15 protein-coding genes and 2 tRNA genes are annotated in these 20620 nt (G+C 68.3%); 3 read left to right on the top strand and 14 right to left on the bottom strand.

Annotated features, from left to right (window positions below; translation table 11 throughout):
• Positions 1–21 precede the first annotated feature (21 nt).
• The 4 genes from ABIB29_RS00850 to ABIB29_RS00835 form a co-directional block, all read right to left on the bottom strand.
• On the bottom strand, positions 22–972 hold the full coding sequence (locus ABIB29_RS00850; protein WP_354169256.1) for a DUF2797 domain-containing protein: 951 nt from the start codon (positions 970–972) through the stop codon (positions 22–24).
• 24 nt (positions 973–996) lie between these two features.
• A complete protein-coding gene (locus ABIB29_RS00845) occupies positions 997–1860 on the bottom strand; it encodes an HpcH/HpaI aldolase/citrate lyase family protein (protein WP_354169254.1) in 864 nt (287 codons plus the stop codon).
• A gap of 162 nt (positions 1861–2022) precedes the next feature.
• Positions 2023–2997: an aldo/keto reductase gene (locus ABIB29_RS00840; protein ID WP_354169252.1), complete on the bottom strand. Its 975-nt coding sequence runs from the start codon at positions 2995–2997 to the stop codon at positions 2023–2025.
• Positions 2994–4700, bottom strand: a complete 1707-nt coding sequence (locus ABIB29_RS00835) for a glycoside hydrolase family 13 protein (RefSeq protein ID WP_354169251.1) — start codon at positions 4698–4700, stop codon at positions 2994–2996. Before ABIB29_RS00835 ends, ABIB29_RS00840 begins: the two co-directional genes overlap by 4 nt.
• A 107-nt stretch (positions 4701–4807) precedes the next feature.
• On the opposite strand from ABIB29_RS00835, the gene ABIB29_RS00830 reads away from it, so the two are divergent.
• A complete protein-coding gene (locus tag ABIB29_RS00830) occupies positions 4808–5986 on the top strand; it encodes an ROK family protein (RefSeq protein ID WP_354169249.1) in 1179 nt (392 codons plus the stop codon).
• A 206-nt stretch (positions 5987–6192) separates the two neighbouring features.
• A complete protein-coding gene (locus tag ABIB29_RS00825) occupies positions 6193–9135 on the top strand; it encodes an FG-GAP-like repeat-containing protein (protein WP_354169248.1) in 2943 nt (980 codons plus the stop codon).
• 106 nt (positions 9136–9241) lie between these two features.
• On the opposite strand, the gene ABIB29_RS00820 is transcribed toward ABIB29_RS00825, so the two are convergent.
• From ABIB29_RS00820 to ABIB29_RS00800, 5 genes are all read right to left on the bottom strand, one after another.
• Positions 9242–9901 carry an NAD(P)-dependent oxidoreductase gene (locus tag ABIB29_RS00820; protein ID WP_354169246.1) on the bottom strand — a complete coding sequence of 220 codons (660 nt, stop codon included), beginning with the start codon at positions 9899–9901 and terminating at the stop codon, positions 9242–9244.
• Between the two features lie 139 nt (positions 9902–10040).
• Positions 10041–10114 (bottom strand) — tRNA-Met (locus ABIB29_RS00815).
• Positions 10115–10176: 62 nt separating this feature from the next.
• Positions 10177–10248, bottom strand: a tRNA-Thr gene (locus ABIB29_RS00810).
• A gap of 231 nt (positions 10249–10479) precedes the next feature.
• Positions 10480–12624: a DEAD/DEAH box helicase gene (locus ABIB29_RS00805; protein ID WP_354169245.1), complete on the bottom strand. Its 2145-nt coding sequence runs from the start codon at positions 12622–12624 to the stop codon at positions 10480–10482.
• Positions 12625–13015: 391 nt separating this feature from the next.
• The gene (locus ABIB29_RS00800; RefSeq protein ID WP_354169243.1) at positions 13016–13669 is read right to left on the bottom strand and encodes an MOSC domain-containing protein; all 654 of its coding nucleotides are present in this window, start codon (positions 13667–13669) and stop codon (positions 13016–13018) included.
• A 179-nt stretch (positions 13670–13848) separates the two neighbouring features.
• Here ABIB29_RS00800 and ABIB29_RS00795 point away from each other — a divergent pair, with 179 nt between their 5' ends.
• Positions 13849–15057 (top strand): acyl-CoA dehydrogenase family protein, encoded by a 1209-nt coding sequence (locus ABIB29_RS00795; protein ID WP_354169241.1) that lies wholly within the window; start codon positions 13849–13851, stop codon positions 15055–15057.
• A gap of 10 nt (positions 15058–15067) precedes the next feature.
• On the opposite strand, the gene ABIB29_RS00790 is transcribed toward ABIB29_RS00795, so the two are convergent.
• The 5 genes from ABIB29_RS00790 to ABIB29_RS00770 all read right to left on the bottom strand — a co-directional run bounded on the left by ABIB29_RS00790 (position 15068) and on the right by ABIB29_RS00770 (position 20584).
• Complete coding sequence (locus ABIB29_RS00790; protein WP_354169239.1) at positions 15068–15892, bottom strand: SDR family oxidoreductase; 825 nt, start codon at positions 15890–15892, stop codon at positions 15068–15070.
• Between the two features lie 185 nt (positions 15893–16077).
• Positions 16078–17358, bottom strand: a complete 1281-nt coding sequence (locus ABIB29_RS00785; RefSeq protein WP_354169237.1) for a glycosyltransferase 87 family protein — start codon at positions 17356–17358, stop codon at positions 16078–16080.
• Positions 17359–17364: 6 nt separating this feature from the next.
• Positions 17365–18567 carry a cystathionine gamma-synthase gene (locus ABIB29_RS00780; RefSeq protein WP_354169236.1) on the bottom strand — a complete coding sequence of 401 codons (1203 nt, stop codon included), beginning with the start codon at positions 18565–18567 and terminating at the stop codon, positions 17365–17367.
• A gap of 96 nt (positions 18568–18663) precedes the next feature.
• Positions 18664–20049 carry a cystathionine beta-synthase gene (locus tag ABIB29_RS00775; protein WP_354169234.1) on the bottom strand — a complete coding sequence of 462 codons (1386 nt, stop codon included), beginning with the start codon at positions 20047–20049 and terminating at the stop codon, positions 18664–18666.
• 112 nt (positions 20050–20161) lie between these two features.
• Positions 20162–20584, bottom strand: coding sequence for a VOC family protein (locus tag ABIB29_RS00770; RefSeq protein WP_354169232.1), 423 nt, complete (start codon positions 20582–20584; stop codon positions 20162–20164).
• Between the last annotated feature and the right edge of the window lie 36 nt (positions 20585–20620).

Raw genomic sequence — 20620 nt, 5'->3', positions numbered from 1 at the left:
CGTCGCTGGGAAATTTCAGCGTCAGAACAGGGACTCCTGGACTGCCGGGACGCCGGTGCCGTGGTCGCCGAGCACAATGGTCCGCGCCTTCAGCTGGCCAAGGTTGACGACGAATTCAAGATCGGCGCCGTCGAGCCGGGCCAGGGCGACGCTGCCGCTGAGCGAGTCGATCCGGAATCCGTGGGCACCGGTGCTGAGTTCCTGCGGGTAGGCGTGCCGGGCAGCCGGCGCACAGACCGCATCCGAGAACCCCGGCCGCGGCCAGCGCTCATCCACGACGTCGAAGCCGCCGCCCCCGGCGCCGGCCAGCAGCCCGCGGACCTCCGCGGCCAGCTTTCTGTTCCGGGCCTCCAGTGCGACGGCGGGCGCCGGCCCGGTCAGGGCTGCGGCCTTGGCCGCGGAGCGGATCTGCTGGGGAATGCCGGCGTCGCGGGTCACCAGGTCCTCGAGGTTCCTGACCACCCGGCCGTCGTCGGCCCGGGCGACGTACCGGGCGGCGACGGCGCCCTGCTCCGCGAGCCTCTTCCATTTCCGCAGGTTCGCCGCGGTGCCCACCTTGCTGGCACCGTTGGCGAAAGTGGCGATGTACAGCCAGTGCGGCTGCATCAGGTAGGCCCGCAGGCCGGGCGGCACGCGACCGCCGCGGTGGAAATCGTGGATGAGCCGGGAATCGTCGACGACAAAGCACCGCTCACACTGGCTGCCCTTCGCGGCCGGTGACCGGCCGGGGCACAGGATGTGGTCGCGGTCGGCGGGCCCGTGGACCTTGTAGTGCCCGAGGCAGTGCTTCCCCGCGGCGGCGAGCCGGAAGCCGAGCCGGGTTCCGGCGTCGAGCGGCAGTTCGGTGAAGCCGCCGTCAGGGTCCTGCAGGCGCATCGCCGGGCACCCGCCGTCGGGGGTGCCGGCATCTCCCGCTTCGGCCGGCCCGGCATCCCAAAAGACCCCGTGGACCAGATAACAGGTATCGGTCACGGGGTCTCCTCGGTTCGGGGCCGGCTACAGGGCCGGCTGCACCCCAAAGGCTACCGCGAGCTTCATGATCTTCTCGGCGCGGCCCAGGCGGGGCAGGTCGGAGCCGTCGCGGATGACGCGGCCGTTGGCCTCGAAGTCGGCCATGAAGTCGGTGGCCCAGGCGACGTCGGAGGGCGTCGGGCTGATGACCTCGTTGATGACGTGGGTCTGGTCGATCGCGAGGCAGAGCTTGCCGGTCATGCCCATCATCACGGTGATCCCGGTCTGCTCACGGAGGATCGGGTGGTTGGTGCCGACGGTGGGGCCGTCGATGGGGCCCGGCAGGTTCCCGACGCGGCTGGCCACTACCAGCTTGGCGCGCGGGTAGGCCATGGCCTCCGGGGTGGCCGCCATACCGGTGTCGCGGCGGAAGTCGCCCGAGCCGAAGGCCAGCCGGAACGCGCCCTGGGCCCTGGAGATGTTGTTGGCTTCCTCGATGCCGACGGCGGACTCGACCAGTGCAATGACCGGCGTCTTGCCGTCCATGCGGTGGAAGCTCTCGGTGACCTGGTCCGCGGATTCGGTCTTGGCCAGCATCACGCCGAGCAGGCCCGGGGTGCCGCGGAGGCCGGCAAGGTCGTCGGCCCAGAAGGGGCTGGTGGCGTCGTTGATCCGGACCCAGGCGCTGCCGCCGGCGGTCAGCCAGTCCACGACGTGTCCGCGGGCGGCGTCCTTCTGCGAGGGGTCCACCGCGTCCTCGATGTCCAGGATGATGGCGTCCGCGCGGGAGGCGGCCGACTGGTCGAAGAGTTCGGTTTTCATGGCATTGACCAGCAGCCAGGAGCGGGCGATTTCAGCTGGGATGTTGCGTTGGGGCCGGACGGTCCCGGCGGTGGTGGTGGAAGTCATGTATCTACGCTAGCCGCCCGGGGGCGTTTGCGGCTAAGCGATCCGGCCCTCCGGGGCGACCATTACGACCAAAATCACGTCCCCGCCCCTCCAGCTGGCAGCAGAAGCCGTTTTCAGCGACCGTCACGGCTTCCGCCGCCAGCTGGTGGGGACGGCGCGCGTCTACGGGATGTTGCTGCCGCGCGCCGTCACCCAGAGCCGGTACCACTCGGCCCGCGTCATGCCCGCGGCGACCTCGGCAGCGTCCGCGCAGGCGCGGATGCGGTCCGGCCTGGCGGTGCCGATCACCGGGGCGATTCCGGCCGGGTGCTTCATCAGCCAGCCCAGCACCACCGATTCCCCGGTCGTCTTCTTCTCCGCGGCCAGCTGCGCCACCAGCCTGGCGGTCGCTTCCTCCGCGGCCGACGGCGCTGCTGCCGGGGCCCCGGTGTAGAGGCCCCGGGCCAGGGAACCGTAGGCCTGCAGGGTGATTCCGTGCCGGACACAGTGCTCCACGGTGCCGTGCGGGAAGCTGTAGTCCGTGCCCTCGGCATGGTTGACCAGCACAGTGCTCTCCAACCAGGCGCGTTTGAACAGGCTCATCTCCAGCTGGTTGGCGACCACCGGCGTCTCGAGCCGGTCCTGCAGCACCTCAATCTGCGCCCCGGACATGTTGGACACGCCCAGCGCCCGGACCTTGCCTTCGGCCATCAGCTGCCCGACGGCGGAGCCAACCTCAGCGGGATCCATCAGCGGATCGGGGCGGTGCAGCATCAGCACGTCCACGTAGTCCGTGCGGAGCCGGCCGAGGCTCTCATTGACCCGGGCCAGGATGGCGTCCCGGCTCAGGTCGTAGTACGTCTCTAGGCCTTGTTCGTTGAGCCGTATGCCGCATTTGGTCTGCAGCCGGATGCGGTCCCGCAGCCCCGGGGTCTGTGCGAGCACCTCGCCGAACACAGCTTCGGATTTGCCGCCACGGTAGATGTCGGCATGGTCGAACAGGGTGATGCCGGCCGCCAGGGCGGCGTCGACGGCCGCAGCCGCCTCGTCCACATCCGCGGACGAGTGCGGCTCCGGCGACCAGCTGCCGCCCAGGCCCATGCAGCCGTAAATCAGTTCCTGGCCGGGGACGGGTCCGCGGGCCGGCTGGGTGCTCACCGCAGCCAGACGGTGGTGCCGCCCGGCAGGAGGTTCTTCTCCAGCGGTCCGCTGCTGAGCAGGACTGTTCCGGCGGGCAGCGGGGCGGGTTCGTCACCGAAGTTGGTCATTGTCTGCCAGCCACCGGGGCGGCTGAAGTGCAGCACCTCGGGGCTGGCGGTGCTGTGCCATTCCAGTTCTTCCGAGGTCTGCAGTTCCCGGCGCAGCTTCAGTGCCCGGCGGTAGAACTCCAGCGTGGAACCCTCCACGCCGTCCTCGGCGGCGACGGCGTAACGGCTGAACCACGCCGGCTGCGGCAGGTGCGCCCCGCCGTCGCCGAAGCCGAAGGAGCTGCCCTCAGCGGCCCAGGGCAGCGGCACCCGGCAGCCGTCCCGGCCGATCTCCACGCCCTTGTTGCGGAAGAAGGTCGGGTCCTGCCGCTCGGCATCGGGGATTTCCGTGATTTCCTGGAGCCCCAGCTCCTCGCCCTGGTACAGGTACGCGGACCCCGGCAGCGCCAGCATCAGCTGGGTGGCCGCGCGGGCACGGCGCAAACCGAGCTCCACGTCCAGCTCCTCGGGCGGGGCGCCGGCCAGCAGCCAGCCCTTCCCGTCCTGGCCCTTGGCGTGCTTGCCGCCGCCCTTGGGCAGCCCGTAGCGCGTGGCGTGGCGGACGACGTCGTGGTTGGAGAACACCCAGGTGGAGGAGGCACCGGATTCGGTGGCCTCTGCGAGGTTCCGGGTGATGATTTCGCGGAACTCGTCGGCGTCGAAGTCGGCCTGCAGGAGGTCGAAGTTGAACGCCTGGCCCAGGCCCTCCGGGCTCGCGTAGCGGCCGCGGCGGCTGGCGTGGACCCAGGCTTCGGCGACGGCGGTGCGCGGCGGGTTGTACTCGTTGAAGACCTCGCGCCACTCCACGTAGATCTCGTGGACCTCGTCGCGGTCCCAGAACGGGTGCGAGCCGTCGTCGAAGCCGTCGGTGCCGCTGTTGGCCTCGCTGAGCTCGACCTTGGACAGCAGCGGCTCGGTGAGGTCCTTGGTCAGGGCGTGCGCGACGTCGACGCGGAAACCGTCCACGCCGCGGTCGGACCAGAAGCGCAGGGTCTTGAGGAAGTCGTCACGGATTTCCCGGTTGGACCAGTTCAGGTCGGGCTGTTCCTTGGCGAAGATGTGCATGTACCACTGGCCGGGGGTGCCGTCCGGTTCGGTGATGCGTTCCCAGGCCGGGCCGCCGAACACGGACTCCCAGTCCGACGGCGGGATCTCACCGTTCTCGCCCTTGCCATCGCGGAAGATGTAGCGTTCCCGCGCATCGGAGCCGCGCGGGGACGCGAGGGCTTCCTGAAACCAGACGTGGCGGTTCGAGGAGTGGTTGGGGACGATGTCGGCGATCAGCTTGATGCCGGCGGCGTGCAGGGCGGCGGACATCTCGGCGAAGTCCGCCAGCGTTCCCAGCTTGGGGTCGACGTCGCGGTAGTCATCAACGTCGTAGCCGCCGTCCGCGAGGGCTGAGGGGTAGAACGGGCTCAGCCAGACGGCGTCGATCCCGAGTTCCTTCAGATAGGGGACCTTCGCCGTGATGCCGTTGATGTCACCGAGTCCGTCGCCGTTGGAGTCGGAGAAGCTGCGCGGGTAGATCTGGTACACGGAAGCCTGGCGCCACCAGTTGGGGTCGGCGGCGAGATCGGAACCGGACAGGGTTGCCAGCGTGGCGGTGTTGGACAAGGGATAATCCTTCGGGTTCGGAGCGGTGCTTCTGATAATTTAGATACAAGCTAAATATATTGCCGGATCAATTATGGGTCCGGATTCACGGGGAGGTCAAGATTCTGATGCCGCATGCAGCCGCCGCCACGCCCCAGCTGCTGCGCCGGGTCAACGCCCGCTCCGTGCTCGGCGTCATCCGGACCACGGACGTGGCCACCGGGACGGAGCTGATGGCCCGGACCGGGCTGACGCGGGCATCGGTCATCGCCGTCTGCGAGGACCTGATCCGGCGCGGCTGGATCCGTGAACTGGAGGCGCGCGACGAGGAACAGCCCGGGAGTCCGCGCAAGGGGCGCCCGGCCCGGCGCTTCGAGCTCAACAGCGGCGCCGGGTTTGTGCTGGGCCTGGACATCGGCGCGGCCACCACCACCGCGGCGGTCGCGGACCTCCGCGGCACCATCCTTGGCCGGTCCAGCGAGAGCTTCCGGGCCACCGACATCCCCGCGGCGGAGCGGATCGACGTCGTCGACCGTGCCTGCCGCCGGGCGCTGTCCGCCGCCGGGACCGGCCCGGACAAGGTCCTGGCCGTCGGTGCCGGCATCGCCGCCCCCGTGGACCGTGACGGGAACGTGCTGGTCACCCAGCATTTCTGGAGCCTGTTCGACGTCGGGCTCCGCGCGGCGCTGAAGGAGCTGCACGGCTGGACGGTGCTGCTGGAGAACGACGCGAACCTTGCCGCCCTGGGTGAACGCTGGCGGGGGTCCGGCACCGGCGTCGACGATCTTGTGGTGCTGCTGGCCGGCGAACGGCTGGGCGCCGGGGTGATGGAGTCCGGGCGGCTGCTGCACGGCCGTGGCGGCGCAGCCGGCGAAATGGGGTACCTGGACCTCGTGGAGGGCGTCGGCTCCAGCGACGGCATCGCCAGCCTCGCCCGGCAGTGGTCCGCAGCGGACGGCGGTCCCGCGGCGGGCGGTGAGGCGAGCGCCCGCCGCGTCTTTGAGGATGCGGCCGCCGGGGATCCCGCCGCGCTGGCCATCCTGGCGCGCATCTCGGACCGGATGGCACGGGTCATCGCCTCCGTGGCGAGCTTTCTGAACCCGGAACAGGTGGTGATCGGCGGGGCGGTGGCTGAATCCGCCGGGGTGCTCCTGCCGGGCATCACGGCCCTGCTCCCCCGGTTCACGGCGACTCCCCCGCGTGTGACGGTCTCGCCGCTGGGTGACGCGATTGTCACGGTCGGCGCCGTCCGGCATGCCCTGGACTACGTCGAAGCGAACGCGCCGGAGCTGGAGCTCGCAAGGTAGGGCACCCGTTCGATGTGGCGGGGGACACCATCTGGCGGGCGCACGGGCATTGCTCAAGATTAGGCAACGATTCGCTACTAAAGACGAAAGTTTGGTGCAGGTTCCCGTTTCCGGCGGCGCGCCATCCGTAGACTGACCTCACTTCCCGGTCTCCCGGCCGTCCTGCTGAGCGTTCAGTGGGGCGGCGGTCTCATGAAAGACAACACGTGAACTCAATACGGAAGACGACTGCGCTGCTCACAGCGTTCGTTGTTACTCTCGCCTCGCTCACCGCTGTGACGCTCTCGCCGGCTCTCGCTAACCCGACGCCGACACCCACGTCGACAGCATCAGCCACGACGACGTCGGCGACGGCCACGCCCGTCCCCACGTCGACAGCCACGCCTCTTCCCACGGCGACGGCGTCAGCCACCCCGTCGTCCGCGCCGACGGCACCCCCGGAATCACCGGCAACGGTGGAGTCGCAGACCCTGACTTCTCCGGAGCCGCTGTTCACGGAGGTCATCGGCGGCAGCAATCCCACCTCCAGCCACGGCAGTGAGGGACGCGGGCCAAAGGGGGCTGACCAACACTCGGCAGCCACCGAGGCCTACTCCATCGCCCGGAGCGGCGATATCAAGGTGAAGCTGGTGATGGTCCAGTTGGCGGACAAGAAAGCGGCTATCTCTGAGTCGGACGCCCGGGCCGCCATCCAGACCAGCAGCGAGTACTGGCAGGCGATGTCGAACGGCAGGCTGTCCATGAGCGTCGACACGGTCGAAAACAGGTCGAGCAAGGCAACCTCCACCCAGAGTTATTCCTCCATGATGAACACGATCGCCGCCGAAATCGGATGGGTCCCCAGTTCCTACACGGCACTCGTGGTCTTCGTGTCCACTCCCACCCTGTCCGATGGGGCGTACGGCGCGGGCTGGAGTTACAACGGAACCAGCGGACGCGTACTCATGCCGCTCCCGGCAACCCTGACCAAGAGCGTCCTGGCCCACGAATTCGGGCACGTGCTGGGTCTTATGCACGCCAACCGGCTCAGGTGCTCGAACGGGGCCGTGGACACCGCCAGCAACGCGGACGGATCGTTCACCAACGGCACCTGCAGCATCGAGGAATACAAGGACAACCTGGACCTGATGGGTGTCTCCCAGCTCAGCCAGCCGGTGGTCAGCTCCCCCACGTACCAGTTTGGCGGATTCGGTTCCGGAAACGAGGTCAAGGATCTGGGGAAAGCGGTGGGCAAGAATTCCTACCAGTTGAAGGCCTGGGGAAGCGCGGACGACCACCGCGCCGTGAAGTTCACCGATCCCATCAGCGGGGAGGCCTACTACCTGGAACTTCGTCTTCCGGTGGGCAATGACGCCGCCACGGCCCTTAGCGGCAACCGCGGGGTCAAGGTGGTCCAGGGGTACGGCTCAGGTTCCATCGCCCTGCAGCCGAGCACCACCACCTTCAACGGCTATTACAGCTACAACCAGGCGTGGCAGGCCGGCCAGACCTTTACCTCCCACGCCGGCACACGGGTGACCATCGACTGGATCTCGGATTCCGGTGCGGGGATCACGATTGATGCGATGCCCCCGGCCAAGCCCCTGCTGGTCGCCCCCGGCGATTACAACGGCGACGGAATCGCCGACCTCCTTCAGCGCAAGGTCAACGGCGAGCTGTGGCTCTACCCCGGCGACGGCACCGGCAAGTCCCGGGCCGCCCAGCGGATCGGCACCGGCTGGGAAATCTACAACAGCATCCTCGGCACCGGCGACTTCAACGGTGACGGCAGGAACGACCTCGTCGCCAGGAAGTTCGACGGCTCGCTCTGGTTTTACGCCGGGACGGGAGCCGTTTCGGCCAGCAACGAGGGGTACGCCGCAGCGGTCAAGATCGGTGACTTCGGCTGGAATGCCTTCAATGCGCTGCTGGGCGTCCGCGACTTCGACGGCGACGCCAGGCCGGACATCCTGGCCCGGCGCCCGGATGGCGTGCTGGTCCTGTACCCGGGAATGGGCACCGGCCGGCCGGGAACGCCCCGCGAAATCGACTACGGCTGGGAGATCTTTGACCAGCTGATCCCGATTCACGATTTCAACGGCGACGGCACCAACGACCTGGCCGCACGGCACCCCAACGGGTCCCTCTGGCTGTATTCCAACTCCGGACCGGCGAAACTCGTCCAGCCGCAGCAGATTGGCTCAGGCTGGGACATCTACACCACGGTCCTGGGCACCGGCGACGCCAACGGGGACCGCACCGCGGACTTCGTGGCCAGCCAGGCCGACGGAAACGTCTTCTTCTACGCCGGCACCGCCATGCGGGACGAGGGTTATGGCAGCGCGCGGAAGATCGGTGACTTCGGCTGGGAGGTCTTCGACTACCTGGCCGCCGTCGAAGATTTCAACGGCGACAAGGTGGCCGATCTCCTGGCCCGGAAACCGGACGGCACCTTGTGGTTCTACCCCGGCGACGGCAAGGGCGCCTACGGTGTGCCGCGGAAGATCGGTCTCGGCGGCTGGGAAGTGTTCAATGCGCTGATCAGCGTCCGGGACTTCACCGGGGACGGCAAGAACGACCTCATCGCCCGGAAGCCCGACGGCACCCTCTGGATCTACCCCGGCACCGGCCGGGTCGACGCCGGCGACCCCGGCTACACGGCGCCGAAGAAAATCGGCACCGCCGGCTGGAACGCCTTCACCGCCCTGACCGGAACAGGTGACCTCAACGGGGATGGAAAGAATGACCTCCTGGCGCGGAAATCCGACGGCTCGCTCTGGCTGTACCGCGGGACGGGCACCATCAGCGGCACCAACGAGGGATACTCCTCGCCGATCAGGATCGGTGATTACGGCTGGGAAGTCTTCGACCAGGTGTTCGGAGCCGGGGACTTCAACACAGACGGAAGAAATGACGTCGTCGCCAGGAAGTTCGACGGCACCCTGTGGATGTACCCGGGAGACGGCACGGGAAAGCTCTCCGCCCCGCGCAGAATCGGAACAGGCTGGCACGTGTTTGACACCGTCCTGGGCGCGGGAAACCTGACTGCGGACAGTTTCCCGGACATGGTGGCCCGCCGGCCCGACGGTTCGCTCTGGGCCTATGCGGGAACAGGCATGCAAACGAACGAGGGTTACATCCCCCGCATCTTCGCCGCCTCGGTGTCGTAGGTGCGGGGCAGCCGCTAAGGCGCCTCGAAAGCTGGTGAAAAGGGCCGGATCATCAATGATCCGGCCCTTTTCTGTCGGGGGTGAGGCGGCGTTCAACCTCCGCCAGTCAGGTCACCGGCTCCAGTGCGGCGGCCAGGGGCAGCGTGCCGTCCCGGAATTCGATGGTGCGCCCGGCCGTGGAGGGCAGTCCCAGTACTGCCGCCGCGACGAGGGCCACGTTGGCACGGGCCGTTTCCTGGCCTCCGGAGCCGTCGGCCGGGTTCACATCGATCAGGCCGTTGCCGGGCCCGTCAGTGAGCGCTCCGGGGCCCAGGATGGTCCAGTCCAGGTCCGTTCCGCGCAGGTACGCGTCCGCGGCAGCCTTGGCCTCGGCGTACGCGAAAAAGCTGTTGTCCTCGGGGACGCCGTGATCCGGCCCGGCGCCGAGGTAGGAGACCATGATGTACCGCCCGACGCCGGCCTTGGCCGCCGCGTCCATCGACCGGATGGCGGCATCCCGGTCCACGGAGTAGGTCCGCTCCGGGCTTCCGCCGCCGGCACCGGCCGACCAGACCACGGCGTCCTGGTTCCGGAGCGCCTCGGCGATCTGCGCCGTCGTCGAATTTTCAACATCCAGAACAACGGCAGTGGCGCCCGCTGCCGCGACGTCCTCCCGTTGGTCCGGGTTACGGATGAACGACGTCACGTCCATCCCCTCCCCGGAGAGGATGCGGGACAGTTCCAGAGCCACCTTGCCGTGGCCGCCAATGATTGCGATTCGCGTCATGGACCCATTCTGTCCCACAACCGGCGCCGATGCCCTATCATTTAGCGCTGCTCTGAAGGCCATTTGGGCACAAAGAGTGATAGCGCAACGGGGGTTAAAACAAAAAGACCCCGCAGGCTGGGCCTGAAGGGTCATTCTGTAGCGGCGGGGAGGCTCGATCTCCCGACCTCACGATTATGAGTCGTGCGCTCTAACCAACTGAGCTACGCCGCCATAAATGAGGAAAACCTGCGCTAAGCCGGTCAAAAACCGCCTTGACACAGGCCCTCATTCAGAGCCCCCCACCGGAATCGATCCGGTGACCTCGTTCTTACCAAGAACGCGCTCTACCACTGAGCTAGGGGGGCAACGAGTAAATACTCTACCGGAAGATTCCGCTCCCAACAAATCGGCCCAGAGGCAGTCCCGAAAGCGTCAAAATCGGCGGAAATCCGGGGCCCCGGGGGTTGGGCAACCCCTCAGACGCAGCCCCGCGGCACCACCGGAGGCGCGGATGTGACCAAGGGAACTTAAACGAAAACGGGCCGGCTGGTGGGCCGGCCCGTTTTCAGGGTGGTGCAGTGCCTAGCGGCTGGTGGTTACCACTTGGTGCGCGGCTTGCGGGCCGCGTCGGTGCCTACGCCGCGCTCGTTGCGGTCGCTGAAGGAGCGTCCGCCACGGTCAGCGGAGGACCGCTCGCCGTCGTTCTTGCGGAATTCCCGCTTGAAGCCGCCGTTGCCCTTGAAGTTGCCTCCACGGTCGCCGCCGCCGGAGTAACCGCCACGGTCTCCGCCGCGGCTGCCGCCCTGGCCGCCACCCTGGTAGCTGCCGCGTTCGCCGGAGGGCTTGCGGCCGTTGTCCAGCTCGAGGTGGATCAGCTCGCCGCCGATCCGGGTGCGGGACAGGGCCTTCAGCTGGTCGGCGCTCAGGTCCGCCGGGAGCTCCACGAGGGAGTGGTCGGCGCGGATGTCGATGCCGCCGATCTGGGCCGAGGAGATACCGCCTTCGTTGGCAATGGCGCCAACGATCGAACCCGGCATCACGCGCTGGCGGCGTCCGACGGCGATCCGGTAGGTGGCGTTGCCCTCGGTGAGGGTGCGGGTCGGGCCGCGGGAGCCGAAGCCGTCCTTGGCGCGCTCGCGCTTCTGGAATTCAGGAGCAGCAGGCAGTTCCTTGACCAGCAGCGGCTGGCCGCCCTGCGCCATCACTGCCAGTGCGGCAGCGATTTCCGCGGCCGGAACGTTGTGCTCCTCCTCGTAGGAGGCAATGAGGTCGCGGAACGACGAAACGTCCTCGGACGCGAGGGTCTCGGTGATCTTCTCCGCGAACTTGCCCAGGCGCAGGGTGTTGACCGACTCGGCGGTGGGCAGGTGCATCTGCTCCACCGGCTGGCGGGTCGCCTTCTCGATGGACCGCAGCAGGTACTTCTCCCGCGGCGTCATGAAGAGGATCGCGTCGCCGGAACGGCCTGCACGGCCGGTGCGGCCAATGCGGTGCACGTAGGACTCGGTGTCGTGCGGGATGTCGTAGTTGACAACGTGGCTGACGCGCTCGACGTCAAGGCCGCGGGCGGCGACGTCGGTGGCGACCAGGATGTCGATCTTGCCGTCACGCAGGGCCTCGACCGTACGCTCACGCTGCTGCTGCGGGATGTCGCCGTTGATGGCGGCGGCCTGGAAGCCCCGTGAACGCAGCTTGTCGGCGAGGTCCTCGGTGGCCATCTTGGTCCGGACGAAGGCGATGACGCCTTCGAACGGCTCGACCTCGAGGATGCGGGTCAGCGCGTCCAGCTTGTGCGGGCCCATGACCTGCAGGTAACGCTGGCGGGTGTTGGCGCCCGTGGTGGTCTTGGACTTGACCTGCACCTCGGCCGGGTTGTTCAGGTACTGCTTGGACAGCCGGCGGATCTGGCTCGGCATCGTGGCGGAGAACAGGGCAACCTGGCGGCCCGCGGGGGTCTGCTGGAAGATCTGCTCCACGTCTTCGGCGAAGCCCATGCGGAGCATCTCGTCAGCCTCGTCCAGTACCAGGTACTGGAGTTCGGACAGGTCAAGGGAACCCTTGGTGATGTGGTCGATCACACGGCCGGGGGTACCGACAACAACCTGGGCACCGCGGCGCAGGCCGTTGAGCTGGGGGCCGTAGGCGGAGCCGCCGTACACCGGCAGGACGGTGAAGTCGTCGATGTGCTTGGCGTAGGAGGTGAAGGCCTCGGCGACCTGGAGGGCCAGCTCGCGGGTCGGAGCAAGCACCAGGGCCTGGGTCTTGCGGGACGGGCCGTTGAGGTCGTGGAGCTCGGCCAGACGCGACAGCGCCGGTACTGCGAATGCTGCAGTCTTACCGGTGCCGGTCTGGGCCAGGCCCACGACGTCGCGGCCTTCGAGCAGCAGCGGAATGGTTGCTGCCTGGATCGGGGACGGCTTCTCGTAGCCAACGTCCTGCAGGGCGGCCAGGACGCGGCCGTCGATGCCGAGATCCACGAACTTGACGCCTTCTTCTTCGGCGTCTTCTTCCTTCGCGGGGGCAGCCGGGGCTTCGGCCTTCGGTGCGGCTTCGGCAGCAGCCGGAGCGTCGGCCTGCGGAGCGGCTTCGGCAGCAGCCGGAGCGTCGTTGTTCGCAGGAGCCTCGGTGAATACCGGGGCGGAGCCGGCTGCGGGGGCAGCCGTTTCAGAAGTCTCGACGTCGACCTGGCTGTTCTCGGTGGTGAGTTCGGTTTCGACGGAGTTGTTCTGATTTTCGGGCATAGGTGAAATATCCTCATCCATAGGGGCCAAGCGGCACAACCCGAGGTGAGCGGAGCCGCAGTACGCGTGACCGAAATCGCCGGGCATACTTTGACCGGCCGGTCACATAGAAGCCCGGCGCTTTCGCAATCCCGTGGCAGGACTTCCCGCTGCATCTCTTGGCTGCTATCCCAGCAGTCTATACAGCGTTTTCTTTAGCCGGCTCTCCCTATGAAAATGCCCGCATCTCAATGCGCGGGCCCCAACACTTACCAGTCTTGCCTCAAGAATTGGGCAGGAAATAAGGGATTTCCGGAGTGGGGGATAGTTCAATTGTAGGGCATGGATCCGCCCATGGGTAACGCAGGGGCCCACAACGGCGGTGAGCTTGCGCACACGGGCACCGGCTGCGCTACACCCCGAGGCGGCGCTGAAGCTTCGCGAACTCCCCGTGGTACTCGGGCTGGAGGCGGATCTCGCCGTCGGCGTCGGCGTCCCGCAGGGCCTCCATGTCCTCGACCGTGGGGTCGCTGAACCATTTGCCGATGGTCACCCCGTGGGTGGGGACGAAGATCTGGTGGATGTGGTCGCCTGCCTGGATGCTGCCTACCCGCACGACCCGCAGGTAGGTGCCCACCCGCCCGGCATCGCCGAAGCGCTTGACCCAGTGCGGCTCATGCATCCGGCGCTGGAAAGTTGCGCAGGGGGTGCGGGGTGAGGTCACCTCGACTTCGACATCGAGTCCAATCTTCCAGCGTTCGCCGATGATGGCGTTGGTGGCGCTGATGCCGGCGATGCGCAGGTTCTCGCCAAAGATCCCCGGCGGCAGGTCACGGCCAAGCTCCGCGGCCCAGTAGTCGGCGTCCTCCTGGGAGTAGGCGTAGAGCGCCTGGTCCTCACCGCCGTGGTGGACCCGGCTGGCCTGGACATCACCGCGCAGCCCGAGCCTGTGTACCCTGACCGGCCCGGCCACGGGCCGTTTGTCGATCGCTGTCACGCCCACGCTTCCGGGGTCGGCCAGCAACTGGTGTACACGGCAGACGGCGACTACAGAAGCGGTGTCCATGGCACCAGTGTAGGCCTGGGCGCCCGCGGCCGCCCGACGATCCTGCCCACTTGCTTTCCCGCACACCCCGCAAATGCCCCGCGACACCGGCGTGTTGGCCGGGAGCCGGGCTGGCGTCCGGAAGTAACTGGGCGGGAAGGCCGGGGCGGGCTGCTGCGCCAAGACCGTAGGATGCTGGAATGAGCAACGAGGCTGATTTTCCCCATGGATCCGGCGGTTCGGACGTGTCCGACATCCTGGCGATCGACACCCTGCTGAGCGCCGGTGAACTGGCCGTCCGGGAACGGGTCCGCGATTTCACGGTGCAGCGGATCCGTCCAGGCATCGCGGGCTGGTATGACGAGGGGGTCTTCCCGCTGGAGCTGGCCCCCGAGCTCGGGGAACTCGGCGTCCTCGGGATGCAGCTGGAGGGCTATGGCTGCCCGGGCCGCTCCGCCGTCGAATACGGATTGGCGGCGATGGAACTGGAAGCCGGCGATTCCGGGATCCGGACTTTCGTCTCCGTGCAGGGTTCGCTGGCCATGACAGCCATCCACAAGTGGGGCTCCGAGGAGCAGAAACTTCAGTGGCTCCCCCGGATGGCCGCCGGCGAACTGATCGGCAGTTTCGCGCTCACCGAGCCCACCGCCGGCTCGGACCCGGCCTCGATGAAGACCTTCGCCCGCCGCGACGGCTCCGGCGATGACGCCGGCTGGATCCTGGACGGCACCAAACGCTGGATCGGGCTCGCCTCGGTGGCCGATGTGCTGGTGGTGTGGGCGATGACCGACGATGGTGTCCGCGGCTTCGTGGTCCCCGCCGGCACGCCCGGGGTCAGTGCGACACCGATCGGACAGAAGCTCTCGATGCGCGCCTCGATCCAGTGTGATGTCGCGTTCGACGGCGTCCGGCTGGGTCCGGAGGCCCTGCTCCCGGCGGCCCGGGGGCTGCGGGGCCCGTTCAGCTGCCTCAACGAGGCCCGTTACGGGATCGCGTGGGGTGCGATGGGCGCGGCGCGGGACTCCTACGAGGCCGCGCTGAAGTATTCGCAGGAGCGGCTGCAGTTCGGCAAGCCCCTCGCGGGGTACCAGCTGACCCAGGAGAAACTCGTGAACATGCTGCTCGAGATCCAGAAGGGCACGCTCGTGGCCCTCCAGCTGGGGCGGCTCAAGGATGCCGGGAAGCTGCGGCCCGAGCAGATCTCGCTGGGGAAACTGAACAACGTGCGTGAGGCGATCGCGATCGCCCGCGAGGCCCGGACCATCCTGGGCGGGAACGGGATCACCCTGGACTATTCGCCGCTCCGGCACGCCGCCAACCTCGAGTCCGTGCGGACCTATGAGGGCACCGATGAGGTCCACACCCTGGTCCTGGGCCAGCACGTCACCGGGCTGGCCGCCTTCCGCTAGTCCGGGGCGGTCAGGCGGAGAAGCCGCCGTCGGCCTTGACCAGCTGGCCCGACACCCACCGGCCGTCGGGCGAGAGCAGGAACGCCACCGTCCCGGCCACATCCGCCGGGGTTCCGAGCCGCCCGCCGGGTTGGCGCCGGGCGAGTTCTTCGCTCAGCGGCCGGTCCATCCAGCCGGTGTCCACCGGACCGGGGTTGAGCACGTTGGCGCTGATCCCCTGCGGCCCGAGTTCCCGCGCGGCCGCGGTCACGATCCGGTCCAGTGCGCCCTTGGACGCGCCGTAGGGCAGGTTGAACGCGGTGTGGTCGCTGGTCAGGGCCACGATCGCGCCGCCCCCGGCCGGGGCCTGCCGGGCGAACGCCGCGATCAGCTGCCAGCTGGCGCGGGTGTTGACGGCGAAATGCCGCTCGAAGCTCTCCAAGGACGTGTCGAGGATGCCCGAATCCACGGATTCCGCGTGGCTGAGCACCAGTCCCTGCAGCGGCCCGGCCTCCGCCGCAGTGGCCTCCATCAGCCGGTCCACGGCCTGCGGGTCCTGGAAATCTGCCGGCAGCGCGAGGACGGCGGCGCCGGTGGCCTGGAGTTCCGCGGCGAGCCGTTCGACGTCGTCAGGCTGGACGCCCCACGGCATCCGGGCATCGTAGTCCTGCCAGTAGCTCAGCACGAGGTCCCAGCCGTCGGCCGCCAGCCGGCGCGCGATGCCGGCGCCGATCCCCGCCTGCCGGCCGACGCCGGTCACAAGGGCGGTCTTGCGGGGCGCCGGGGTCGCAGCGGCCGGGGTCACGGCGGCCGGGGTCACGTCGGCCGGGGTCACGGCAGGCGGGGTGGCTTCCATGCGGACCAGCCTAGCGGCAGGCTTCCCGCAGATGCCGCAGCCGGCCGGGCCGGAACGGTAGCAGGCTCCTTCGCGCCGGTGTCCTTGCGGATGGCCGCGCTGGTGACCGCGGCGGTGGTGCACATCGCCGCGGCGCCGAACCAGGAGTAGGTTGATCGATCACCCGGTCAGGCCGGACGGAGGCGCTAAGGCCTCTGGCGGAGCGCAGCGCGGGAGGGCCGGTAGGCCAGCGCCCAGTAGACCAGCATGGCTATCCCGCAGAGCACGCCGAGGCTCGCCACGATGAGCTGCCACTGGGTCTGCGGGTCCTTCCCCCATTCGGCCGCCCCTGCCATGACCGACAGGTACTTGGGCGTCAGGTAGAAGGCCAGGGCCGAGAACGCGACGATGATCCACCCGGCCAGGCGCATCCGTCCGTTCCGGGACGGCACCCGGTGGATCGCGAAGCCCATGCAGGGCAGCGCCACGGCCATCCAGACCCAGTGGTGGGACCAGGACACCGGGCTGATCAGGAGCATCAGCACGGCGGTGGCGGAGACCGCGACGAAGTTCTCGTCCGCGGCCACCGCCCACGCGATCACGAGCGCGGCAACCGCGGCCAGGGCCAGGGAGAGCACCAGCCACAGCATGCTGGTCAGGCCGGAATCCGGGAGCCCCAGGTGCAGCAGCAGGCCTTTGACCGAGAGGTTGTCCACGTACGCCGGCCCGCCGATCCGTCCGGTGTCCGGCAGGATCTTGGTCCAGAAGGTGAGTGAGGCCGTGGGCAGGATGGCCCAGGCCAGGCCGATCGAGCCGAAGAAGCCGGCCGCCATCCAGCCGAGGGCCTTGAAATCGCGGCGGACCAGGAAATACAGCCCGAACGCCAGCGGGGTCAGCTTGATCCCGGCCGCGACGCCGATCAGCAGCCCCGCGGGCCAGCGGATCTCCCCGGCCCGGGCTTTCCCGTAGAGCGCGAAGTCGGCAAGGATCAGGCCCATCAGGATGATGTTGATCTGGCCGAAATCGAAGGTGTCCCGCCAGGGTCCCAGGAGCAGGATTGCGGCCGTGCCGGCCAGGGCCACGGCCCGGAAGCGCCAGTCGGCAAACGCGTTCCGCCAGCTTCCGAGGCGGAAGTAGTGCCGTGCCAGCCAGGCGGACACGATCGCGGCGCCCAGCAGCGCCGTGGTGATGAACACGAGGCTGCCACCGCCCTGGCCCAGCGTCGCCATGGCCGCGAACAGCAGCGCCGCGAACGGCGGGTAGGTGAACGGCAGCCCGTCCCGCGGCGCGTAAAGCTCGTTGACGCCGGTCTCTCCGGTCTGGAGCACCCGGCTGCCGCCGTAGAAGTACACCTCGAAGTCGTTCATCAGCGGGATGTAGGCCGAGTACAGCACCACCAGGGCGACGACGACGGCGAGCGCGCCGGCCGCCGTCGCGAGCCAGCCGCGCATGGTGGAGGGCGTGGCCCTGGTGGAGGTGGTGGTCACGGGCGCCTAGCTGCCTGACGTGCCGGGCGCGGAGTCAAGCTTCGCGAAGGCCTGTTCGAGGTCGGCGATGAGGTCCTCGACGTCCTCGATGCCGCAGGAGAGCCGGATCAGGTTGACCGGGACGGCCAGTTCGGTGCCCTTGACCGAGGCGTGGGTCATTTCCGAGGGGTAGTTCATCAGGGATTCGATCCCGCCGAGGGACTCCGCCAGGGTGAACACGGAGGTCGATTCGGCCACCTTGCGTGCTGCCGCCTCGCCGCCCTTGAACTGTACGGAGATCATGCCGCCGAACTTCTTCATCTGCTTCCTGGCGAGCTCGTGCCCCGGGTGGGAGGGCAGTCCCGGGTACAGCACGGCCTCGACCTCGGGGCGCTGCAACAGCCATTCAGCCACGGCCTGGGCGTTGTCGCTGTGCCGGTCCATCCGGACGCCCAGGGTCTTGAGGCCGCGGGTGGTCAGGAAGGCATCCATCGGGCCCGAGATGGCACCGACGGCGAACTGCACGAAGCCGATCTTCTCGGCCAGTTCCGCGTCGTTGACGATGATGGCGCCGCCGACGACGTCGGAGTGCCCGCCGATGTACTTGGTGGTGGAGTGCACCACGACGTCGGCGCCGAGAGCCAGCGGATTCTGCAGGTACGGCGAAGCGAAGGTGTTGTCCACCACGAGGAGGGCGCCGGCATCGTGCGCCACTTTGGCGAGGGCCGCGATGTCGGTGATCTTCATCATCGGGTTCGACGGCGTCTCCACCCACACCAGGCGGGTTTTGTTCGCCGCCACCGCCTTGGCGACGGCGTCGAGGTTGGACATGTCCACCGGGGTGTTGCCGATCCCCCACTCCCCCAGCACCCGGGCGATCAGCCGGTAGGTGCCGCCGTAGGCATCGTTGCCGAGCACAATGTGGTCACCGGGGCGGGTGAGCGCGCGGATCATGGAGTCCTCGGCGGCGAGGCCGGAGCTGAAGGAGAACGCGGCGGTCCCACCCTCCAGCGCGGCCAACTGCTCCTGCAGCGAGTCACGGGTGGGGTTGGTGCCGCGGCCGTATTCGTATCCGGCGCGCAGCACGCCGATCGCTTCCTGGGCGTAGGTGGTCGAGAAGTGCACGGGCGGCACGACAGCGCCGGTGCGCGGCTCGAACTCCTGGCCGGCGTGCACGGCGCGGGTGTTGAAGCCGGGGGTTTTCGCGGAGGAGTTCTCTGGCAAAGACATGTGCGTTCCTTTCGGCCGGCGGCCGGCGCCCCCTGGGAGGGCGGTCCGGCTGCCGGGTCAGTTGCTGGGGTCAGATACTGAGGTCAGTTGCGGCGGTCAGTTGCTCAGGTAGGCGAGGAGGTCGTGGCGGGTCAGGATCCCCACCGGAGCGCCGACGAACGTCACCATGAGGGTGTCAGCGTCGGAGAGGAGTTCGCGGGCCGTCGAGATCGATTCGAGCGAACCGATCACCGGCAGCCGGGCCTCCATGTGTTCGGAGATCTTGTCGGAGAGCTTGGCCTCGCCGCGGAACAGCTTGGCGGTCAGGGTGCGCTCGTCGACGGCGCCGAGGACCTCGCCCATCACGACGGGCGGTTCCTGGGACAGCACCGGGATGTGCGAGACGCCGTACTCGTTCATGATGTTGATGACGTCGCGGACGCTCTCGTTCGGGTGGATGTGCACGAGGTCCGGCAGCTCCCCGGTCTTGGCCTTGAGGATCTCACCCACGGAGGCCTCGTCGCCGCTGGCCAGGAAGCCGTAGGAGCGCATCCACTGGTCGTTGAAGATCTTGGCCAGGTAGCCGCGGCCGGAGTCGGGCAGGATCACGACGACGACGGCGTCGTCCGGCAGGTCCTTGGCGACCTTCAGCGCGGCGACGACGGCCATGCCGGAGGAGCCGCCCACGAGCAGGCCTTCCTCGCGGGCCAGCCGGCGGGTCATCTCGAAGGAGTCGGCGTCGCTGACGGCGATGACGTCGTCCGGGATGGACTTGTCGTAGTTGGAGGGCCACATGTCCTCGCCGACACCCTCGACGAAGTATGGCCGGCCGGTGCCGCCGGAGTAGACCGAACCGGCCGGGTCCGCGCCGATGATCCTGACCACGCCGCCGTCGGACTCCGCGCGGTGGGCCGAGGCTTCCTTGAGGTACCGGCCGGTGCCGGTGATGGTGCCGCCGGTGCCGGCGCCGATCACGCAGTGCGTGATCTTGCCGTCCGTGTCGCGCCAGATTTCCGGGCCGGTGGATTCGTAGTGGCTGGCCGGGGCGGCCGGGTTGGAAAACTGGTCGGGCTTGTAGGCGCCGGGGATCTCGGTGACGAGCCGGTCCGAGACGCCGTAGTAGCTCTGCGGGCTGTCGGGCGGAACGGCGGTGGGCGTCACCACGACCTCGGCGCCGTAGGCCTGGAGCACGGCGCGCTTGTCCTCGCCGACCTTGTCCGGCACTACGAAGATGCACCGGTAGCCCTTCTGCTGGGCCACGAGGGCCAGGCCGACGCCGGTGTTGCCGGAGGTGGGTTCCACGATGGTGCCGCCCGGCAGGAGCTTGCCGGTGCGTTCGGCCTCCTCGATCATCTTCACCGCGATGCGGTCCTTGATGGAACCGCCGGGGTTCAGGTATTCCAGCTTCACCAGGACCGTGGCCCCGATGCCGTCGGTAACGCGGTGCAGCTTGACGAGCGGCGTATTGCCGATGAGGTCCAGAACGGACTGGGCGTACTTCATAGGTACAAAGTTACCGTCTCCGCCCGCCGGGGGCGGCCCCGGGCACGACAGGGCCGGCCCCGGGCACGCCGCAGAGGTTCCGGAGGCTGAGGCGGGCGGGCCCGGGGGCGCCTCAGGCGCCGATGTCGTTTACGGCGGCCGCGGCGTCGCCCTCGGGCACGGCGTTCTGCCAGAGACCTAGGATGTTGCCTTCGGTGTCCCGAAAATAGGCGGCCCAGCCCATGGTGCCAACTTCCTGCCGTGGCACCACCGTGCTGCCGCCAACGGCATTGATCTTCTCCAGCGTTGCGTCGATGTCCTCAACGTCCACCGTGACAACCGGGGACGTGAGGTCTCCTTCGCGGCGGAACATGCCGCCGTTGATCGAGCCCGCCGCGGAGGGCATGCCCGCGGCCTCCGTCGGCGTGGTCTTGATCATCGTGTAACCCAGCTCCGGCATCGGACTGACTTCCCAGCCCAATGCGTCGCGGTAAAACTTTCCCGCGCGGTTCTCATCGTCTGCGGGAATCTCGAAATGCACTACTCCGCCAGCCATCACACTCTCCTTGGAACAGGGATTCGGGCCTCACGG

The sequence above is a fragment of the Arthrobacter sp. UYEF36 genome (assembly GCF_040547025.1).
Classification (GTDB): Bacteria; Actinomycetota; Actinomycetes; order Actinomycetales; family Micrococcaceae; genus Arthrobacter.
This window is presented reverse-complemented; position numbering and strand designations above follow the sequence as displayed.

Excerpts from the sequence above, each read along its gene's own strand:
- ABIB29_RS00770 (WP_354169232.1), bottom strand. The coding sequence starts at position 20,584 with ATGGCTGGCGGAGTAGTGCATTTCGAGATTCCCGCAGACGATGAGAAC.
- ABIB29_RS00790 (WP_354169239.1), bottom strand. The coding sequence starts at position 15,892 with ATGGAAGCCACCCCGCCTGCCGTGACCCCGGCCGACGTGACCCCGGCC.
- ABIB29_RS00845 (WP_354169254.1), bottom strand. The coding sequence starts at position 1,860 with ATGACTTCCACCACCACCGCCGGGACCGTCCGGCCCCAACGCAACATC.
- ABIB29_RS00820 (WP_354169246.1), bottom strand. The coding sequence starts at position 9,901 with ATGACGCGAATCGCAATCATTGGCGGCCACGGCAAGGTGGCTCTGGAA.
- ABIB29_RS00800 (WP_354169243.1), bottom strand. The coding sequence starts at position 13,669 with ATGGACACCGCTTCTGTAGTCGCCGTCTGCCGTGTACACCAGTTGCTG.
- ABIB29_RS00830 (WP_354169249.1), top strand. The coding sequence starts at position 4,808 with ATGCCGCATGCAGCCGCCGCCACGCCCCAGCTGCTGCGCCGGGTCAAC.
- ABIB29_RS00780 (WP_354169236.1), bottom strand. The coding sequence starts at position 18,567 with ATGTCTTTGCCAGAGAACTCCTCCGCGAAAACCCCCGGCTTCAACACC.
- ABIB29_RS00795 (WP_354169241.1), top strand. The coding sequence starts at position 13,849 with ATGAGCAACGAGGCTGATTTTCCCCATGGATCCGGCGGTTCGGACGTG.
- ABIB29_RS00805 (WP_354169245.1), bottom strand. The coding sequence starts at position 12,624 with ATGCCCGAAAATCAGAACAACTCCGTCGAAACCGAACTCACCACCGAG.
- ABIB29_RS00775 (WP_354169234.1), bottom strand. The coding sequence starts at position 20,049 with ATGAAGTACGCCCAGTCCGTTCTGGACCTCATCGGCAATACGCCGCTC.